Origin of the sequence: Mucilaginibacter boryungensis, from assembly GCF_015221995.1 — a bacterium.
In the GTDB taxonomy this organism is placed as follows: Bacteria; Bacteroidota; Bacteroidia; order Sphingobacteriales; family Sphingobacteriaceae; genus Mucilaginibacter; species Mucilaginibacter boryungensis.
In genome coordinates this window covers 1798457-1817963 of sequence record NZ_JADFFM010000002.1, presented here as the reverse complement: position 1 = coordinate 1817963, position 19507 = coordinate 1798457, and the positions used below count along the sequence as shown (strand labels likewise).

Below are 19507 nucleotides of genomic sequence, written 5' to 3'. Positions count from 1 at the left end.
GACTGCAAAGGTAGAAACCTTTTTTACATTCTCAAAATTTATTTTCACTTATTTTTTAAGTGATCCCTTTCGTCGTTTCCCAGCGTTTTTCAACACTTTTACTCCTTCGTTTGCGGGTTGCAAAGGTGTGGATTATTTTAATCATTGTCAAGTGTTATTTTCACTTTTTTTTTGATTTGATTTTTCCGACCTTAAATGTTAAAAAACAACCGCCTTTTTTCTGAAGCGGGATGCAAATGTAAGCAGAAATAGCTCACCTTCAAAACACTAATTTCAAATATTTGGAATTAGTCGCTTAACTGTCTGAAAACTAAGTGTCATAACATGGATAAAAAATTCCGAATAGTTCTGCATGCCTATCAATAAGGTGCATAAATCAGCCCAGGGAAGCTCCCGGCTTAGTAAATTACCCGTTAATCAATATGGTTTGACTGCGCAAGCCATTGGTATAAATGGATGAGGGACGATTATGAACCCCTGAAAATGCGAAAGCCGAAATGTCAAATGCGGGATTTAATTGCTCCGCATTTGGCATTTCGGCTTTTGAAATCATTTACTTCCCTACCACTGTCACCGGTTCGCTTTGTTCACTTTCGTTTTTAAGCCGATCGATGGCGGTCACCACATAAATATATTTTTTGTTAGGCTCGGCGGTTTTATCTTCGGCTATTTGCTCGGTATTGTAACGGATGCTCAGGATATTTTCGGCCCGGTTAACATTAACTTTTTCATCGCCTGTAAAGCGATATATTACATAACCATAAACCGGCTCTTTATCTTTTGCCGGCAAGGGGGCCGTCCATTTTAAAGTTACCTTCCCTGGGGCAGCCGTGGCCAGCAATTGCTGTGGCTGATTAGGCGGTATAGAATCCAGCCAAAGCATAACCGGTGGCAGCGCCGGGTGATTATAATAAGTTTTGCGTAATGAATCGCCCAGCCCAAGCGGGTTATTTATTAACGATTTTTGACTGAAATAAATACTGCCCTGCACACGCGGATTGGCCCGCATATATTTGATCTGATCGGGTATTTGCGAGGGCATTTTGAACCCTGGCGAACCAATCTCATTTACCCGGTAAGCAGCCTGCCCAATATACAGGTGGCGCCCGTAGGTATTATCGCTCCACCAGTCAAGCAGGTTTTCAAAAGCTGCCAGGCGATATTTAAAGGGCCAATATAATTGAGGGTTAATATAATCTACCCAACCCTCTTTAATCCACTTGCGCGAATCGGCATACTGTTCATAATAAGAATCGCCGCCATGGGTATTCGATCCTTCAGGGTTTTGGCTTTTGTTAGCCCATATCCCAAACGGGCTGATACCAAATTTCATGTATGGCTTATGTTTGTGTATGCTGTCGCCCAGCATTTTTATCAGTTGGTTCACGTTGTCGCGGCGCCAATCGTCAATGTTGTCAAAATCGGCACCATATTTTTTAAAGGCTTCTGCATCGTTTATTTTTTGTCCGGCTATCCGGTACGGGTAAAAGTAATCGTCCATATGCACGCCATCTATATCATAGTTATCTACCACGTTCAGTATCACTTCAACAATATAGTCGCGCACTTCGGGTATGCCCGGGTTAAACAGCTTAATGCCCCCATATATAAAAAACCATTCGGGTTTAATACGGGTAATATGCTGTGGACTAAGTGCACTAAAATTACCATCCAGCGTAGCACGGTAAGGGTTAAACCAGGCATGCAGTTCTATAGCGCGCTTATGGGCTTCTTTAATAGCCAGTTCCAGTGGGTCGTAAACCGGGTCGGGGGCTTTGCCTTGCTGGCCTGTTAACCATTTAGACCAGGGTTCGTGACTTTTAAAATAAAAAGCATCGGCAGCAGGACGTACCTGGAACATCACTGCGTTGATACCGGTTTTACGGTCAAACTCCAGGATATCTATCAACTCTTTTTGTTGTTTATCGGTTGATAAGTGCGGGGTGCTTGGCCAGTCAATATTAGCTACCGTGGCTACCCATGCTCCCCTGAACTCGCGTTTTGGGGCCATATCAGTTACCGGAATTACGGGCGATTGCGCGTGAAGGTAAAAACAGGTTGCAAGGATTATAATGCTCGGAAAGAAAAGTCTGTATACGGACATCAGGTATTTTTTAAAAGCTGTAAAGATATAAACTGCACCAGTTTAATATTACTATAACGGGCAATAATTACAAGTATTTTGTGTTTTTAAACATAATGTAACTACTTTTAGCAGTAATATACTGCCGGTAAATAAAGCATATTTACAAAACCTATCTGCAAAAACACGGTTATTAGGTACAAAAGTTGTTTAAACAGCTATATTTTCAGATACGGGCATAGGATATGCTATTTTATAATTTTAAAACTGATACAAATGGAAAACCAACCAACACAAGCTCCTAAAAAGAATTCGAATGTTATTTATTTTTTAATAGTTGTTGTTGTGGCCCTGCTGGTAACAGATGTTTACCTGTACATGCAAAAAAACAAATCGGATGTAAGGGTTGTAACTACTGATAGTGAAAAAACCAGGCTGCAAACCGAACTGGATAGCCTGGAGGCGCAAATTGAGCAGGTAAATTCAGGCAAGGCCAAAATGACTGCCGAAATGCGGGCCGCAAACGATTCACTTAAATCCAAAATAAAAGTTTTACGCGTTGAATTGGCCAAAGGCAAACTAACTAAGGCCGAATTGGACAAAGCGCAGGAAGATGTAAAACAACTACGCTATTTTGTCACCAAATACACTGCCGATATTGAGGAGTTAAAGAAACAAAACACCACTTTAACCACTGAAAGGGATACCCTAAAAACCAACCTGGCCAGTGTTAACGAAAAAGCCACTACACTTGAAAAACAAAACCAGGAACTGAATACTAAAGTGCAGGCTGCATCGGCATTAAAAGTTGGTGCTATATCCGTTACCGCTTATAAGGTTAAGGGTAATGGAAAAGAAGTTGATGTAACAAAAGCCAGCCAGGCCACCAAAATAAAGATCAATTTCACAGTAGCCAGCAACCCGGTAGCACAAAAATCATCGCACGATATTTATTTGCGTGTGCTTGACCCAACTGGCAACCTGGTAACCAGCAACGAAACAACTACCTTTAGTTCGGACGGGCAGGACCTGCAATCAACCTACAAAACTTCTATTGATTATAAGGATGATGGCGCGCCTTTCCTGATAGATTGGGTAAGCCCAAGCACCCCGCCATTCCAAAAAGGTACTTATACAGTTATCCTTTATTCAGATGGGTATACCATGGGTAAAGTGAATTTCACATTGAAATAACCTGATTTCGGGATTTCGATTTCGGATTATGATAAAAACCCGGCTTGCAATGCAGGCCGGGTTTTTATTTAAGTAACCAGATAAACTTTCATCGTTATTGAATGACCAATGACAGAAATAATTCAATGACGCGTAGAGAATGACGACATAGCCAAAGACTATACCGCAGCGGGCAGGCTTAAAAAGAATGTGGTGCCTTTGCCCAGTTCAGTTTCAAACCAAACTTTGCCCCCGGCATTTTCTATAGAGTTTTTTACAAAAGCCAGCCCAAGGCCCGTCCCCGAGCTTTTGGTAGTAAAGTTTGGCGCAAATATCTTTTCGCGCATACCTTCGGGTATACCGTTGCCATTATCGGTAACTATTACCAATACATGGCCCGGGTTCACTTTATGGGCAATGCTGATAACCCCCGGTCTGTTATCAGGAATTGCTTCGATAGCATTTTTAAGCAAATTATTGAAGCAACGCAGTAACTGATCGCGATCGGCACGGATAAAGAAAGCATCGCCTGCCTGATAATCGATAGTTACATTATCCATCTGTTTAAATATAATAACCGCCTGCGTAATAATTTCAAACAAGTTTACCTTTTCAAGCTTGGTATCAGGCATTTTAGCGAAGGCCGAAAATTCTGAGGCTATAGATGACAGGCTTTCTATCTGTTCTACAAACGATTTGCTGAAACGTTCAAACTTCTGATCGAACTTAGGGTCTTTATCCTTCCATGCCTTATCAAGCAGCTGCAGGCCCAGTTTTAAAGGCGTCAGCGGGTTTTTTATTTCATGGGCTACCTGCTTTGCCATTTCGCGCCAGGCGGTCTCACGTTCAGACTGAGCCAGGCGTTGCGCGCTTGCTTCCAGTTCGCCTATCATTTTATTATATTCCTTCACCAACGCGCCTATTTCATCATCGCGGTCCCAAACAATAGGCTCATTTTTTTGGCCGTAAATGGTTTTACTAAGATTGTATTGAATAAACGCAAGGGGCGAGGTAATTTGACGGGCTATTACAATAGCAAATAAGCCAATCGCTATAAATACCAGTGCATATATGTTTATCATGGCGTTAAGCAAAGCGCCAATGCGGTTATTATATTCCACCTCATCCGCAAAATAAGGCAACTGCAGGTAGGCCACTGTTTGTTCTTTAGCATTTCTTATAGGTACATAAGCGGCCTTATAATTTAAGTCGCCAATTCTTTCATCATTCAACAATACCGATTGTTGTTGTTTATTCATTCCAATAAACGCCCGGCCATCCATGCGGCGGGCCAATAAGTTATAATCGTATATTTTGGGTTGGGTTGTAATAAGCGCTACACCATTTTTATTATACAAGGTTAAATCTACCAGGTAGGTATTAGCAAACTCATTAAATTTTACCTGCCCTGCCTGTTGGGTACTATAGTAATCTTTCCTTAACCCCTGCTCAAACACCAGTCCTATGCGGCTGATCTTGTCCCTTATCATCTCCTGCTGCTGGTCGCGGTATTGGTTGCTGATAGATTGAAATGTAATAATGCCAATAATTAATAGCGTGAATACTACAGTAAATATTACCGAGAACTGGATACGACTGCGATAAAGTATCTTATCAACATTAATCCTAAATCCCCATTTTATTTGCTGATTTTTGATATTGAATATACGAATGCGCGCCCACAGCCACGATATTAAAATTACTACGCCGCTAAAACCTAATAGTGTTACAAAAAAGAAAGTGAGTGAAGTGACACTATCAGCTATGGGATCTTCCTGCCTGCTTACCACAATCATGTTGCGTTTATTGGGCTGTACATATATCAGGTGGTTAAAATGGGCCAGCGGTTTATACCAGCTGATGTCGGCCATTTTGGTTTTTTGAATTACATATTGCCTTGGCTGTCCTTTAAAAATATTATTATACAGTGTATAAGTGTACTTGCCGCTTTGGTTTAATAAATGCTTATCACTATAAAAAGCGTAAGAATAATCTTTAAAAGCCTGGTTCGATCGTACCTCGCCCTTTACCAACAGCAATGGGAAGGTGCTTTCGGCTACAAACGGCTTCGATTTCAGGTTAATTACTAATGTGCCTAAGCTTGTATCGTTATCTTTAACCGGCAGGATGGCAAAGTAGCTTTGAAAACCAAAATCCGTTTCATGGTAAAAATAGTCTGATACCTTTTTAATGGAGCTATAAGCCACCATGTCCTTAAAATCATTAAGCAGGTAACTTTTATCGCTGGTAATTGGTTCGCCGGCGCTATTAAACGCATATACCTTAATATCGTATTTACTTAAATAACCATCAAAATAACTTTTTTGCAGGCGGTTTCTTAAAAATTCATCGTTCCTGTCATTTTCGCCAAAATATTGTAGCAGGATAGGGTCTGTAATAATTTGTTTTTCAATTTTATGAAAGGCCGAGTCGGCAGTGTCATCATCGGCAGCCTCCAGTTTCTGTATCAGCACCTTGCGCATTTCTGTATCCTTTACCTTTTGGAAATGGTTGAGCTTTATAGCTGAAATTAAAGAGCATATGGCGATTAAACTTAAAAAAGAAGTGGCGTTAAGCTTGCCATTGCCATACCAAATATCATAAGCCCTTATAGCGGTAAACAAACCAACTAAGATGTAAAAGACACTACCGCCGTGCTGAAGGAAAGTTACTGCAGTAGCCGCTATAATAAAAAAGCTAAAAATATATACCTTATGTTTATCGGGGATGGTTAACCGGCGGGTTATAACCAGTAACGTATCATTTAGCAGGTAAAACAATAAAAAGCTAAAGCATAGCATTAATACCCCTAAAAAACTGAATCCCGACAGGTTAAATACGTTGGTAACATCAAAACTGATATTTGAATTAATAACCAGGCCATAATACAGGTTTAACAAAATAGTAGATAAGCCAATAAGACCGGCGCAGCATACGATTATAATACAATATGCCGCCGTTTTACTTACCGCTCGGCGTATTATTTTATGCCGGTGATGAAATACAAACGATGCCAGCCAGCAGGCGCCCAATACATTAAGGCAAAAATCGCCAAGGGTGGGAAATAGCGCATTTGAGCCATATAACCGGGAATTAAACAATTCAAATTCGCCCAGTTCGGGCCAGCCATTGTTGAGGTTTATAAACCGGGTGATACAAATAAAGGCTGTTAGTATGGCAAACGATAAGAGTATAAACCCTTTACCTGCAATGTAATTACATATATTATGTATCAGCGTGCATAGGGTTATAAAACCCAGCAGCCATAATACTATTTCGAAATAATAAAACCGGTGGTTAACATTGCCCGGCTTAAGCTTTACCGAAAACAGGTACGAATTATCGGTGGCGTGTATATCATATATAACTTTGTCAAAAATATCGGCAATATCAATATTATTATCCTGCAGCATATCTTTATCAAACCGGTTATGCAGGTATTGATTCTCGAACCGATAAATTGGCTTTACCAGTATAAAGGCTAATACGGTAAAATCGACATCAGTTTTTTTAACGATCTCGTAATAACCATTAGCCAATTTTACAAATTGCGACCCTTCTTTATAAGGTGCCGGGCTTTCTGGCACTATACTTCCCCCGGTCCAGAATTTGATGTGGTTATTTCTGTAAGTGTATACTAAAATGTGTTTTTTGGTAGTGTAGTTCTGAATGAAATTTATAGCATCGGTTGTGTTATCGGGTAGCTGTTTTAAACGTGCTATACCTTTGCTGCTGATAATTTCATTAATGTAAGCTTCCTTAGCATTAATGTTTTTTTGCAGTATAGCGCCGGTTTGCGCCAGGTTTACCTTAGGCGTAAACGTTTCTTTAACGATAATAGCCGTTAATAAAAATGTGGCACAAACAATAGCCAGCAGTAACCGTATTTTTGCAGATGTACTCAAAAAAGTAATTATTAACCGATATTAATTATAGGTATAAAATTATCATAAAAAACAAAAGCCGCTTTAGTTTGCGGCTTTTATATTTATTTATTGGGGTAACATGGCGCTGGCTGTAACTGCATTGCGGTCGGCTTTTTTAACCAGGCCCTGCAAGACATTACCTGGGCCCACCTCGGTAAAGGAAGTGGCGCCGTCTTCCAGCATATGTAGTATGGTTTGTGTCCAGCGCACTGGCCCGGTTAACTGGGCTATCAAATTGTGTTTTATCTGTTGCGGATCGGTTTGCGGCTTGGCATCAATGTTTTGATAGATAGGACAAGCCGGGGCGTTAATTTCGGTAGCCTCAATAGCTGCCGCCAATTCCACCCTTGCTGATTCCATCAATGGTGAATGGAACGCCCCGCCTACCTGTAGTTTCAGGGCGCGTTTAGCGCCAGCGGCTAAAAGCAACTCACAAGCCTTATCTATACCCGCCATGCTGCCCGATATGACCAACTGGCCAGGGCAGTTATAATTAGCCGGTACAACAACATCACTTACGCGGTGGCAAATATCTTCTACAGTAAAATCATCCAGGCCTAAAACAGCCGCCATGGTTGATGGCTGTAACTCGCAGGCTTTTTGCATGGCATTGGCACGGGCGGCAACAAGGCGCAGCCCATCTTCAAAATTCAAAGCACCGGCTGCCACCAAAGCCGAGAATTCTCCCAATGAGTGACCAGCAACCATTTCGGGCTGAAAATCGCTATCCAAAGCTTTAGCTAATATTACCGAATGTAAAAATATAGCCGGTTGGGTAACCTTGGTTTCTTTCAGTTCTTCTACAGTACCTTCAAACATAATATCGGTAATGCGGAACCCTAAAATTTCGTTAGCCTGCTCAAATAAAGCTTTAGCTTCCGCGTTCTGTTCGTATATATCCTTACCCATGCCTACAAACTGTGCACCCTGGCCCGGAAAAATGTATGCTTTCATTTTAGTTAATTAGTGATTGGTTAATTAGAGATTAGTCTTATTAGTTTGGTAGCGATTAAAGGTTAGCGATCAGCAATTCTAACTAATCACTAATTAACTAACCTCTAATCACTAAGTATCAACTCAGTTTGTTTGAAATTAGATTGAGAAACTCCGCCCTTGTTTTTTCCTGTAAAAATCCGCCCGTAAATGCCGATGTGGTAGTTACCGAGTTTTGTTTTTGTACACCGCGCATACACATGCAAAGGTGGCGGCATTCTATTACCACACCTACGCCAATTGGCTGCAGGGTTTCCTGTATACAATCGCGTATCTCGTTGGTTAAACGTTCCTGCACCTGTAACCTGCGGGCATAAATATCAACTACACGCGGTATTTTGCTTAAGCCCACTACATGGCCGTTGGGGATATAGGCAATATGCGCCTTGCCAAAAAATGGCAGCATATGATGTTCACACATCGAATATACTTCTATATCCTTTACCACTACCATTTGGCTATACTCTTCCTTAAACAAAGCCGAACTAAGTATTTTTTTGGCATCCAGTTCGTAACCATGAGTTAAATAAAGCATAGCTTTGGCAACACGCTCGGGTGTTTTAAGCAAACCTTCACGTTCAGGGTTCTCGCCTATTTGTTTTAAGATCTCTTTATAATGTTCTGATAAGCTGGTAATCAGTTCGGGATTGTAACGGTCTATTTTTTGGTAGCCGCTAATTTCGTCCTCATCGTCTATATATTGTCCGTTCATAGTTGGTTTATTCGCCAAAATACTCGGCAGAATTGTTTTCGGTTTCGTAAAGTTTAACAGAGTGCAGGTAAACACCCTCGTAGGCCTCAATAGGCGCTTTTAACTGGTTGAATATTTCAATGCAAAGTAATTCTGTCGATGCCATTTTGCCGGCCATAAAATCAACATCCATGTTAATGTTCTTATGGTCAAGCTTTTCAATTACGTAATCGTTTATAATTACTTTAAGTTCCTTTAAATCGATAAGATATCCCGTGGCTTGACTGATGCGGCCTTTAACGGTTACAAACAGGTTATAGTTGTGCCCGTGCCAGTTGGGGTTGGCACATTTGCCAAAAACTTCCGCATTTTTTTCTGCGCTCCATTCATCGCGGTACATCCGGTGTGCCGCGTTAAAATGCTCCTTGCGCGTCATGTATATCATCATAACAATAATTGGCTGCAAATATAACAAAACAAAAACTGGTGAATTGTTTTTTATCTTAGCGTTATCATCCCACACCATGAAAATACTAATTGTAGCAGCTACCCAAAGCGAAATAGAACCTCTTTTTCAAGTGGGGAGCCTGACGCCTGAAGTTCAAAGCCCTCAGTCCGAAGACTTAGAACTACCGACTCAAGACTTAAGACTTTTAGTAACCGGCGTAGGCATGGTGGCTACAGCTTTTGCGCTGGGCAGGCATCTGGCAACTCATCAATACGACCTGGCTATTAACCTGGGTATTGCCGGCAGCTTTGACCGCAGCCTTGATTTGGGCGAAGTGGTAGAAGTAACTACCGATATACTGGCTGAACTTGGCGCTGAAGACGATGAAGATTTTTTATCCATTGAGCAATTGGGTTTTGGTGAAAGTGTGTTTACCGCCAGCACTACCTTATCAGGTATCTTTAATCAGCATCATATAGATAGCAGCAATTTGCTGTTGAAACATACTACAGGAATAACTGTGAATACGGTACACGGCAACGAGCAGGCTATTGAAAAAATAACCAGCCGTTTAGATGTACAGGTAGAGAGTATGGAGGGCGCAGCCTTTTTTTATGCGTGCCGCAAAGCAGGCATACCCTGTATACAGATCAGGGCAGTGTCAAATTATGTAGAAAAACGTAACCGCGATGGCTGGCAAATAGGTTTGGCCATTAAAAATCTCAATACATTTGCCGATGCGCTTTTGAAAAGGTTGGGATAAAAGGTTGTACGTTGGACGTTTTACGTTTTACGGCAGAAAGATTATCCGACATGTAAAACGTAAAATGTTCAACGTATAACTACCATGAAATTAACCCTCGGCTTTTCGCCTTGCCCTAACGATACTTTTATATTCGATGCGCTTATCCATCATAAAATAGATACTGAAGGCCTGAATTTTGAAGTGTTTTATGAAGATGTGGAAACGCTTAATCAAAAAGCCTTTCGCGGTGAGCTTGATGTTACTAAACTCAGTTATCATGCGTTTGCCTATGTGGTCGATAAATATGTACTGCTGGATAGCGGCAGTGCACTGGGCTTTGGTGTGGGACCACTTTTAATTTCGGATTTGGAAATTTCAATTTCGGATTTAAAAAATAACCAAATCCGAGGTCGGAAATCCGAAATCCGAAATCCGGTGATAGGGATACCCGGAAAATACACAACTGCTAATTTTTTACTGGGATTAGCATTTCCTGATGCTACAAATAAGGAGATACTTGTTTTCTCGGATATTGAGAACGCGGTTTTAGAGGGTAGGGTAGATATTGGCCTTATCATTCACGAGAACCGCTTTACTTACCAGGATAAGGGCCTGAAAAAGATCATCGACCTGGGCGATTACTGGGAAAAACAAACAGGCTGCGCTATCCCGCTGGGTGGTATTGTGGCTAACCGTCATTTGCCTGCCGGCGTGCTGCATAAGCTGAACCGGGTATTGCGCCGCTCTGTGGAGTTTGCTTTTGCCAATCCCAAATCGGGGTTGGAATTTATTCGCAGCCATGCGCAGGAAATGAGTGAAGAGGTGATGTACAAACACATTGATCTGTATGTAAACCAATACTCGGTTGATTTAGGTACAGAAGGCAGAAAGGCAATCCAATTACTGTTTGATACAGCGCTGGAGAAGGGGATAATACCAGAAATTAAGGAAGAGTTATTTTTAAGTCCGCCAACCTTTAACTAATGACAAAATGAGATTGAAACAATCCTGATATTCCAATAGTTACAAACTTAAACCGATCTTCCCATGAAATCACTACTTTATTTGGCAATGGTACTTGCACTGTGTGCGGGTATTTCCTCCTGTAAGCATAAAAAAACCAACCTGGTAGGCGGTGCCGATTCTGGTAAAATAGCCATACATAACAACGGGGTGAACATTGCCTATACTGATACCAGCAACATTAGTGATACCACCTTGTTTTTTGTACATGGCTGGGCCATTAACCGCAGTTACTGGGCTAAGCAATTAACATATTTTGGTAAAAGGTACCATATTGTCAGTATCGATCTGCCGGGGTTCGGTCAATCGGGTAAAAACCGTAAAGACTGGAGTACCAGGGCATTCGCCAGCGATGTGGATTCGGTTATTGCGGCACTAAAATTAAAGAGGGTGATCTTGATTGGCCATTCTATGTCGGGCGATATTGTGCTGCAAGCGGCAATTGATAACCCTGATAAAGTAATCGGCCTGGTAGGTGTGGATAATTTTAACAGCCCCGGCGCACCGCAAACCGAACAGGATAAAAAAGCATATGCCGCGGCCGTACTGCAATTAAAGCAGCATTTTAAGCGCACAGCCATTGCCTGGTTTAACCAGCAGCTATTCTCGAAAACAACCCCTGCAGACATACGCGAACGGGTACTAAAGGATGTAGCGAAAGCCGATTCGGTTATAGGTGTAGCCAGTCTGGAAGGCGGCAACGATTTTAATGAAATAGCTAAGCTGAAGGAAGCTAAAAAGAAATTATATTTAATTAATAGTGATGTGCACCCGGTAGACAGTACCTACCTGATAGCTAATAAAATCCCTTTTAAAATATTTTATGTCCCCGGCAGCGGCCACTTTCCTATGATAGAACATCCGCAGGTATTTAATATGTCGCTGGATAATGTGATTTTGGATATCAATAAGAAGTAAGCCCAGTTGCTGAGCCCGGAAGGGTCAAACCCCGCTACGTTTTACTATAAATTTCAGCAATTCGTCAATAGGTTTTTGGATGATCTTACCTACATGGATATTATTCTTGGCGCATTGGGCTTTTAATTCTTCGCTGAAGTGATAGGCAATAGAACCCACAAAATGGCAGTTATACTGATGATATTCGGGATAACTTTTAATATTGGTTTCTATAAATTCTATAAATGAATCGTTCAGCACCTTTTGTCCGTAATCGGTATATTGTATACCATTTAAAAATTTAGCGAACGATGCCAGGTATGAATTTGCACGTGGCTGCTGATATACATTTTTAATAACCGTAGCCTTATCCAACTGGTAGGTTTTATAAAACGATGCGGCTATATCGGCTGGCATATTGCCATACATAAAATCGGTTACCAGTGTTTTGCCCAACCATGAGCCCGAACCTTCATCGCCCAGTACATAGCCCAAACCATGCTTACCTTCGGCTACATCCTCGCCATCAAAAAAAGAGATGTTCGAGCCCGTACCCAAAACACAGCAAATCCCTTTATCGCGGCCACAAGTAGCATAGGCCGAACCTAAAAGATCGCTATCCACACTTACAAACGCTTTTGGGAATACCTGGCTTAACGCATTTGATACCATCTCGTGCCTGTCGGGACTGGAACAGCCCGCCCCAAAAAAATAGATCTCGGTAATTTGATGGGATATAGCCGTTAATGCAGCTAACTGATCGTGCAGTTTCTTTGCAATTTCCTTTTCCGTTAAAAAGTATGGATTTAGTCCGTCGGTACGGTATTCGGCCGGGGCGCCGCCGGGTGTATCCAGCAGCCAGTCGGTTTTTGACGAACCACTATCAGCAACTAAGATCATGCACTAAGCTCTTCCAGAATTTTGTGGGTAAGCGGCTTGTGGATAAACTGTGTGATGTATTTGTTCTCGATAGATTTTTTAAAATCAGTAGGATCAAGCGATGACGAAAGCATAAATATTTTCGCCCCTTTATGTTCAGCATCCAGTTTATCGTACTCCTGCAAAAACTCAAAGCCGTCCATTAAAGGCATCCTGATGTCTAAAAATATCACATCGGGTTTTATTAAACCTTCTCTTAATGAATCGATAGCTTCGGTTGGAGATTGCCGCACAATAACTTCATCAGCAAAGTTGCCGCTTTCCAATATCCTGCGAGTGACAAAATTATCTATGTAATTGTCATCAATCAGCAAACATATTTTATAGGTTCCGGACATACTTTATGATCCTCAAAAATACTGTTTTACGTATAATAAAATTAAAAGTTACGTTTTTTATTGAATATTTATACTATTTGTGATTTGTTTTAAGGTAATTTCTGCCTGTTTGCTTTGATATTGTGCCGCAAAAAACTTGGATTGCGCGTCAAGATAGTTCCTTTGCGCCTCGCGTATCTCCAGCGGGGTAATGTTTCCCAGCTTATATTTATCTAAAGATATCTCCAGGTTGCGCTTAGCTATCTCCACGTTGGATTGCCCCAGTTTCACCAGGTCTAACCCCGAAAGATAGCTTACATACAGGTTATTTATCTGCGCTTCCACCTCCAAACGTGTTTGTTTGGCATCTATACCCGCGTTGTCAATTTGCAGTTTGGCGTTGCGTTCTTTACGCCATTGGTTAAAGCCATCAAAAATATTGATAGAGGCTGTCAAACCATAATTAAACCCATGCGCATCCTGTGTGCGGGTAAAGCCTGCCGGGGTTTTGCTGTTGGTCCAGGTGTAACCGGTACCTACGCTCAGGGTAGGGTAGCGCGTAGCCTTAACCTGCCTTAAGTTAATATCGGCCAAACGCTTATTTATCTCGGCCGATAGTATGGCCGGGTTTTGTGTCTGGGCGCTGTTAATAATATCGGCAAGCTTTAAATTCTGATCAACCACAATGGTATCCGCTACCGAAAAATCAGTTTGCAGGTCGCGCACCAGCAATTGGTTCATCCTTATTTTATTGGCTTTAAATTGCTGTACCTGGGTAAGGAATGCGGCGGTGTCGGTATTCAGGTTAACCTGCGCGTTCAGCACTTCCAGTTTTGACGCGCGGCCTACTGTAAACTTATCATTGGCAATGCGGTATTGGGTACGCGATATGGCAATAGCCCCCTGTAAGGCTTTTAACTGCTCGTTCTGGTTAATCAGATCGTAATAAGTTGCAATTACGTTAGCTATGGTGCTTTGTATGGTATCGCGCATGCGCACATCGCTTAACTGGTTCAGTTGTTTTAGCTGATCGTAATTGGCAAACATGGCAAAGCCATCAAAAATGGTCCAGTTTAAACTTGGGCCATAGCTCACATTACTGTTCCTGATCCCGTTAAGGTTGTTTACCGTACCATCGCTACGTGTTTGGGTGATGGTTTGCTTGCTGTTATTAGTTGTCAGGCTGGCCGATACCTGCGGTAATATCCCCGCGTTGCCTGGTGTAACATTGTTTTTGGCAATGGTATTATTGTTTTGGGCCAGCTTTATATTGTAGTTGTTTTTTAATGCAATCTCAACCGCGTCCCTTAACGTTAGCAGCGGCGCTTGCTGCGCATAGGTGCTAACCGCAAAAGCGGTGCATAAAAACAACAGGCAAACTATTTTACTAAATTTCATATCGCTTACAAATTCTCTATCAGTTTGGGTTCCTTTTTATTTAACCTGCGTGGCTTTTTAGGCATATCCTCGTCTTCAGCATCCGGGTCATGGCGTTCTTTAGCTGCAATCATCATGTATATCATGGGGATAACATACAGTGTTAGCATCAGCGAGAACAGCATACCGCCAATAATTACTATACCCAGCGATACCCGGCTTTTTGCACCGGCACCCAGCGCGAAGGCAATTGGCACCGAACCTAACACTACCGCCAGACTGGTCATTAATATAGGCCGCAAACGTGAAGTTGCTGCTTCAATTACCGCCTCGTATTTGCTCAGGCCGTGTTCCATACGCTGGTTGGCAAACTCTACTATCAAAATACCGTTCTTAGTTACCAAACCCACCAGCGTGATCATCCCAATCTCACTGAAAATATTAAGGGTTTGATTAAACAACCATAACGACATGAAAGCCCCTGCAATGGCCAGCGGTACGGTCATCATTACAATGAACGGATCAATAAAACTTTCGAACTGGGCTGCCAAAACAAGGTATATCAGCAACAGCGCAAAGGCAAAGGCAAACACGATGTTGGATGATGATTCAGAAAAATCCCGCGATGGGCCGCTTAGCGCTGTACTGAAGGTTGGGTCAAGTTTCTCTTTCGCTATGCGCTGCATTTCTGCAATACCTTCGCTCATGCTATGCCCCGGCGCTAACCCTGCCTGTATAGTGGCCGATTTAAAACGGTTAAAGTGATAAATAGACGGCGGGATAGCATCTTCGCTTATTTTAACTACGTTATCCAGTTGTACCAAGTTACCATTAGAACTACGCACAAATATCGATTTTAGGTCAAGGGGCTGGTCGCGGTTAACCCGGGTTACCTGGGCCACCACCTGGTACTGCTTACCATTAATAAGGAAATAATCTATCCGGCCGGCACTGTAATATAATTGCAGCGTTGCAGCAATATCAGCCACATTTACACCCAAATCCCTTGCGCGGTCGCGGTCGGTTACTACGGTCAGCTCGGGTTTGGTAAATTTCAAGTCCACATCGGGCGTTTGCAGCACGCTGCTTTTTTGCACCTCGGCCAAAAAGTCGGGCAATATCTTACGTATCTTTTCAAAATCCTGGTTCTGTAATACAAACTGGATAGGCAATGATGTACGCGCACCACTACCACCGCCACTTATGGTTTGCTCCTGCACCACAATGGCGCGGGCATCGGGGAACCGGCTTAGTTTTTTGGTCAAATAATCGGCAATTTGGGCTTGGGTACGCTTACGCTGATCGGGAGGTACCAAACCAATACGGCCAAAACCAGTGTTTACCGAACCTGAGCCGCCACGGCCAAATGCCGTAATAGAAATATTCACATTCTTTTCGGGGATTGAGTCCTCTATTAATTGCGAAATGTTATCCATGTACTTACTGGTGAACTCGTACGATGAGCCTTCAGGCGCGGTAACGGAGTAGCGTAATAAGCTGCGGTCATCAAGCGGTGCCAGTTCGGATGGGATGACCTTTAAAAATATGTAAACCCCAATTAAACAAACAGCCAAAATAGGCCACGATGTCCAGCGCCATTTCATTGCATTGGTCAATGTCTCGGTATAAGCATTGGTCATGCGTTCAAAAAATGGTTCGGTCTTTTCGTAAAACCTTGACTTTTTTGAGTTTTTACGGATCAGCTTCACATTCAGCATCGGCGTAAGCGAAAGTGACACGAAAGCCGATATTAATACCGCCCCGGCAACCACCACCGCAAACTCGCGGAACAAGCGCCCCGTAAACCCTTGCAGGAATACGATAGGCAGGAACACCGCGGCCAACGTAACCGAGGTAGACACTACCGCGAAGAAGATCTCGGCCGAGCCCTCAAAGGCGGCTTTACGTACCTCCATGCCCGCTTCCACCTTTTTATAGATATTTTCTGTTACCACAATACCGTCATCTACCACCAAACCTGTAGCCAATACAATACCCAGCAGGGTAAGGATATTGATAGAGAAGCCAAAAACATACATGATAAAGAACGCCCCTATCAATGATACCGGGATATCTATCAAAGGGCGGAAAGCGATCAGCCAGTCGCGGAAGAACAGGTAGATGATAATAACCACCAGGATGAACGAGATCAATAACGTTTCCTTTACCTCGCTGATGGATTGGTTAATAAACCGGGTATTATCCAAGGCCACTACCACTTTAATATCTGGCGGCAGGTCTTTTTTTATCTGTTCTAACCTTTTATAAAAATCCTTAGCTATCTGAACATAGTTAGCCCCCGGCTGCGGCACAATGGCCAAACCTACTTCGGGTACACCTGATTCCTTTAACGAAGATTCTTCATTAGCTGAACCTAAGGTAGCATAACCAATATCGCTGAAATGGATAACCCTGTTGCTATCGGCACGGATAATAAGGTCGTTAAAATCTTTTACGGTATGTAGTTTACCCAGTGCACGGACAGCCAACTCGGTATTGTTACCCTCTATTTTACCGGCAGGTAATTCCACGTTCTCTTTGCTTAAGGCATCCCTGATGTCGGTTGCTGCTAAACGCAGGGCCGAAAGTTTGTTCGGGTCTATCCAAAGGCGCATAGCATATTGGCGCTGGCCTTGTATGTTGATAGAGCTTACACCTGGTATAGTTTGCAAGCCTTCCTGTAAAACGTTTTCGGCGTAATCATCAACCTGGTTAATGTTACGGGTATTACTGCTAACCGTTACGGTAATGATCTGGTCGGCGCTGGCATCGGCTTTGGTTACTACCGGCGGGGCGTCAATATCCTGCGGTAACTGGCGTTGCGCTTGCGATACCTTATCGCGCACATCATTCGCGGCAGTTTCCAAATCGGCGTCCAGGTTAAACTCTACCGTAATGTTACTGCTACCTACCGAACTTGTTGAAGTGATATTACGGATACCCGGTACGCCGTTGATCGCTTTTTCAAGCGGCTCGGTTATCTGCGATTCGATCACGTCCGAGCTTGCACCCGAATAACTGGTACTAACCGAAATAATAGGCGGATCGACCGAAGGGAAATCGCGCACACCTAAAAATGTGTAGCCAATGATGCCAAATACCACAATTACAACCGATAATACAGTTGCCAGTACCGGCCGTTTTATACTTACTGAGGATAAACTCATAGCTAATTACTTGATAACTTTAACAATTTTCAATGGCACTTTAGGGCGCATTTGTATAATGCCCGATACAATTAAACTATCACCCGGCTTCAGGCCTTTGGTAATCTGTATTTTGGTATCGGTGCGCAGGTCGGTCTCTACAAATTTCGCTGCGGCTACACCTTTTTTAACTACGAATACCTTACTGCTTTTCAAATCGGGTATCACACATTCGGTTGGTACCATAATGGTTTTAGGTATCTGGTCCAGCGTCAGGTTTATTTTGGCGAAGCTGCCGGCAGTAAGCTCGTCTTTAGGGTTTGGCGCTTCGGCCCGCACGGTGATGGTGCGCGATGTAACATCAATAGCCGGCTCAATAGCATAAACTTTAGCCTGGAAAGTTTTGGACGAACTTGCCACCGTGAAATTAATTTTACTTCCTTTTTGAATTAAAGGCAGGTAGCGTTCGGGAACAGAAAAGGTAAGTTTAGCAGGATCGATATTTACAAGTGTAGCAATGGATGTTGAGGGTGACAGGTAACCACCCGGACTAACATTGCGCAAACCAATAGTGCCCGAAAATGGTGCCCTGATCTCGGTACGCGATATCTGCGCTTTGATCATATCCGCCTGGGATTTTAACGAGTTAAGGTTAGTTAGCGATGTTTCGTACTCTTCCTTGCTTATGGCTTCCTTTTGAAGCAATACCTTATTACGATATTCCGTTTCTTTAGCTAAGGCTACCTGGTACTGGTTTTGCTGTAACGAGGCCTGCAGGTCCTGGTTGTAAACTTTAACCAGTAGCTGGCCTTTACTTACATGGCTGCCTTCTTTAAAATAAATACCCGTTATATTGCCCGCTGTCTGACTGATCAGGCTTACCTTTTCGTTGGCATCAATAGATCCGGTAACATCAATATTATTAATTACAATGGTGTCCTTAACAATCATCACCTTAACGGGGATAGGGCCACTTTTCCTTTTGCCCTTACCTTTGGTTGCGCCCATGGCCTGGGCTTCTTTAGCCTTAGAACCCCAAAGCTTGTTGTAAATTAAAAAGCACACAATTAAGCCAATAATTATAAATGCTATGTACCTGATCTTCATATATGGGTATTTACTTATTTAGGTTTAATTTTATATTCATTTCTTCGGTAGCGTAAGGTTTTAGGTTTTCTTCCATTTTCAACAATACGCGGTTAAATATTTCCATCTCGGCCGGTAATATATCAGTGGCCGCTGTTTTATTAATGGCTTCAAAAGCGGCCACAATTTCAGGGACGGCATTCCCTGCCTTTTCTGTTACCTTTAATAAATGCTGCCTGCGGTCGGCCGGGTTAATTTCTCTATAAACATATCCCCGTTCTGTTAAAAAATCGATAATGTTTACCATGGCCGATTTATCCTTCCCCAACCTGGCCGCCAACTCTTTTTGCGTTAACAATCCGTTGTTGGCATGTATCAGCGATAAAATATACCAGTAACGGTTAATGCCTAAATGATCTACCCGTTTAGATAAAACATTTAAATACACCTTACCTAAATGAATAAGTTTACGCGATATGGGTTCTGTTATTTCCATTATAATAAGCGAATATATAATAGTAGGCTTTACAGATAGTTGTATGTACCAACCATTTTACCAAACGGCGATTAATACATACATAAATGTCAGGATATGAGCTACCCTGTTATCGGAACAAGTTGGGTGGGTCTATTAAAAAAAAAGCACCCTGTTTGTTTCCACAG

At 42.4% G+C, this 19507-nt stretch carries 15 protein-coding genes; 4 read left to right on the top strand and 11 right to left on the bottom strand.

The genetic code is table 11. The annotated features are described in order from the left end of the window. Positions 1-553 precede the first annotated feature (553 nt). Positions 554-2011 carry a glycoside hydrolase family 10 protein gene (locus IRJ18_RS20940; RefSeq protein ID WP_228072984.1) on the bottom strand — a complete coding sequence of 486 codons (1458 nt, stop codon included), beginning with the start codon at positions 2009-2011 and terminating at the stop codon, positions 554-556. A gap of 348 nt (positions 2012-2359) precedes the next feature. Here IRJ18_RS20940 and IRJ18_RS20935 point away from each other — a divergent pair, with 348 nt between their 5' ends. Continuing rightward, complete coding sequence (locus tag IRJ18_RS20935) at positions 2360-3277, top strand: coiled-coil domain-containing protein (RefSeq protein WP_194108223.1); 918 nt, start codon at positions 2360-2362, stop codon at positions 3275-3277. Between the two features lie 158 nt (positions 3278-3435). On the opposite strand, the gene IRJ18_RS20930 is transcribed toward IRJ18_RS20935, so the two are convergent. The 4 genes from IRJ18_RS20930 to IRJ18_RS20915 all read right to left on the bottom strand — a co-directional run bounded on the left by IRJ18_RS20930 (position 3436) and on the right by IRJ18_RS20915 (position 9311). Continuing rightward, positions 3436-7161, bottom strand: a complete 3726-nt coding sequence (locus IRJ18_RS20930; protein ID WP_194108222.1) for an ATP-binding protein — start codon at positions 7159-7161, stop codon at positions 3436-3438. 87 nt (positions 7162-7248) lie between these two features. Then, positions 7249-8136 carry an ACP S-malonyltransferase gene (gene fabD / locus IRJ18_RS20925; RefSeq protein WP_194108221.1) on the bottom strand — a complete coding sequence of 296 codons (888 nt, stop codon included), beginning with the start codon at positions 8134-8136 and terminating at the stop codon, positions 7249-7251. A 118-nt stretch (positions 8137-8254) separates the two neighbouring features. Continuing rightward, entirely contained in the window at positions 8255-8887 is a 633-nt protein-coding gene (folE, locus tag IRJ18_RS20920; protein ID WP_194108220.1) for a GTP cyclohydrolase I FolE, read from the bottom strand. A gap of 7 nt (positions 8888-8894) precedes the next feature. Beyond that, positions 8895-9311 (bottom strand): 6-pyruvoyl trahydropterin synthase family protein, encoded by a 417-nt coding sequence (locus IRJ18_RS20915; protein WP_194108310.1) that lies wholly within the window; start codon positions 9309-9311, stop codon positions 8895-8897. A gap of 79 nt (positions 9312-9390) precedes the next feature. Here IRJ18_RS20915 and mqnB point away from each other — a divergent pair, with 79 nt between their 5' ends. The 3 genes from mqnB (at position 9391) to IRJ18_RS20900 (ending at position 12000) form a co-directional block, all read left to right on the top strand. Continuing rightward, entirely contained in the window at positions 9391-10077 is a 687-nt protein-coding gene (mqnB, locus tag IRJ18_RS20910) for a futalosine hydrolase (RefSeq protein WP_194108219.1), read from the top strand. A gap of 84 nt (positions 10078-10161) precedes the next feature. Beyond that, on the top strand, positions 10162-11043 hold the full coding sequence (locus tag IRJ18_RS20905) for a menaquinone biosynthesis family protein (protein WP_194108218.1): 882 nt from the start codon (positions 10162-10164) through the stop codon (positions 11041-11043). Positions 11044-11106: 63 nt separating this feature from the next. Continuing rightward, a complete protein-coding gene (locus IRJ18_RS20900) occupies positions 11107-12000 on the top strand; it encodes an alpha/beta fold hydrolase (protein WP_194108217.1) in 894 nt (297 codons plus the stop codon). Positions 12001-12024: 24 nt separating this feature from the next. Here IRJ18_RS20900 and IRJ18_RS20895 read toward each other — a convergent pair whose 3' ends face one another. Genes IRJ18_RS20895 through IRJ18_RS20870 form a run of 6 tightly spaced genes read right to left on the bottom strand, consistent with a single transcriptional unit; the run spans position 12025 to position 19340 of the window. Further along, on the bottom strand, positions 12025-12879 hold the full coding sequence (locus IRJ18_RS20895; protein WP_194108216.1) for an N-acetylglucosamine kinase: 855 nt from the start codon (positions 12877-12879) through the stop codon (positions 12025-12027). Beyond that, complete coding sequence (locus IRJ18_RS20890; protein WP_194108215.1) at positions 12876-13256, bottom strand: response regulator; 381 nt, start codon at positions 13254-13256, stop codon at positions 12876-12878. Before IRJ18_RS20890 ends, IRJ18_RS20895 begins: the two co-directional genes overlap by 4 nt. 57 nt (positions 13257-13313) lie before the next feature. Beyond that, the gene (locus IRJ18_RS20885; RefSeq protein WP_194108214.1) at positions 13314-14633 is read right to left on the bottom strand and encodes a TolC family protein; all 1320 of its coding nucleotides are present in this window, start codon (positions 14631-14633) and stop codon (positions 13314-13316) included. Positions 14634-14638: 5 nt separating this feature from the next. After that, positions 14639-17779, bottom strand: a complete 3141-nt coding sequence (locus IRJ18_RS20880) for an efflux RND transporter permease subunit (RefSeq protein ID WP_194108213.1) — start codon at positions 17777-17779, stop codon at positions 14639-14641. 6 nt (positions 17780-17785) lie between these two features. Continuing rightward, positions 17786-18865, bottom strand: a complete 1080-nt coding sequence (locus tag IRJ18_RS20875; RefSeq protein WP_194108212.1) for an efflux RND transporter periplasmic adaptor subunit — start codon at positions 18863-18865, stop codon at positions 17786-17788. Between the two features lie 10 nt (positions 18866-18875). Further along, positions 18876-19340, bottom strand: coding sequence for a MarR family winged helix-turn-helix transcriptional regulator (locus IRJ18_RS20870; protein ID WP_194108211.1), 465 nt, complete (start codon positions 19338-19340; stop codon positions 18876-18878). Between the last annotated feature and the right edge of the window lie 167 nt (positions 19341-19507).

Coding starts and splice junctions, on each gene's coding strand:
- IRJ18_RS20905 (WP_194108218.1), top strand. CDS start 10,162: ATGAAATTAACCCTCGGCTTTTCGCCTTGCCCTAACGATACTTTTATA.
- IRJ18_RS20915 (WP_194108310.1), bottom strand. CDS start 9,311: ATGATATACATGACGCGCAAGGAGCATTTTAACGCGGCACACCGGATG.
- IRJ18_RS20875 (WP_194108212.1), bottom strand. CDS start 18,865: ATGAAGATCAGGTACATAGCATTTATAATTATTGGCTTAATTGTGTGC.
- IRJ18_RS20935 (WP_194108223.1), top strand. CDS start 2,360: ATGGAAAACCAACCAACACAAGCTCCTAAAAAGAATTCGAATGTTATT.
- IRJ18_RS20890 (WP_194108215.1), bottom strand. CDS start 13,256: ATGTCCGGAACCTATAAAATATGTTTGCTGATTGATGACAATTACATA.
- IRJ18_RS20895 (WP_194108216.1), bottom strand. CDS start 12,879: ATGATCTTAGTTGCTGATAGTGGTTCGTCAAAAACCGACTGGCTGCTG.
- IRJ18_RS20885 (WP_194108214.1), bottom strand. CDS start 14,633: ATGAAATTTAGTAAAATAGTTTGCCTGTTGTTTTTATGCACCGCTTTT.
- IRJ18_RS20870 (WP_194108211.1), bottom strand. CDS start 19,340: ATGGAAATAACAGAACCCATATCGCGTAAACTTATTCATTTAGGTAAG.
- IRJ18_RS20900 (WP_194108217.1), top strand. CDS start 11,107: ATGAAATCACTACTTTATTTGGCAATGGTACTTGCACTGTGTGCGGGT.
- IRJ18_RS20940 (WP_228072984.1), bottom strand. CDS start 2,011: ATGGCCCCAAAACGCGAGTTCAGGGGAGCATGGGTAGCCACGGTAGCT.
- folE (WP_194108220.1), bottom strand. CDS start 8,887: ATGAACGGACAATATATAGACGATGAGGACGAAATTAGCGGCTACCAA.
- mqnB (WP_194108219.1), top strand. CDS start 9,391: ATGAAAATACTAATTGTAGCAGCTACCCAAAGCGAAATAGAACCTCTT.
- IRJ18_RS20880 (WP_194108213.1), bottom strand. CDS start 17,779: ATGAGTTTATCCTCAGTAAGTATAAAACGGCCGGTACTGGCAACTGTA.
- fabD (WP_194108221.1), bottom strand. CDS start 8,136: ATGAAAGCATACATTTTTCCGGGCCAGGGTGCACAGTTTGTAGGCATG.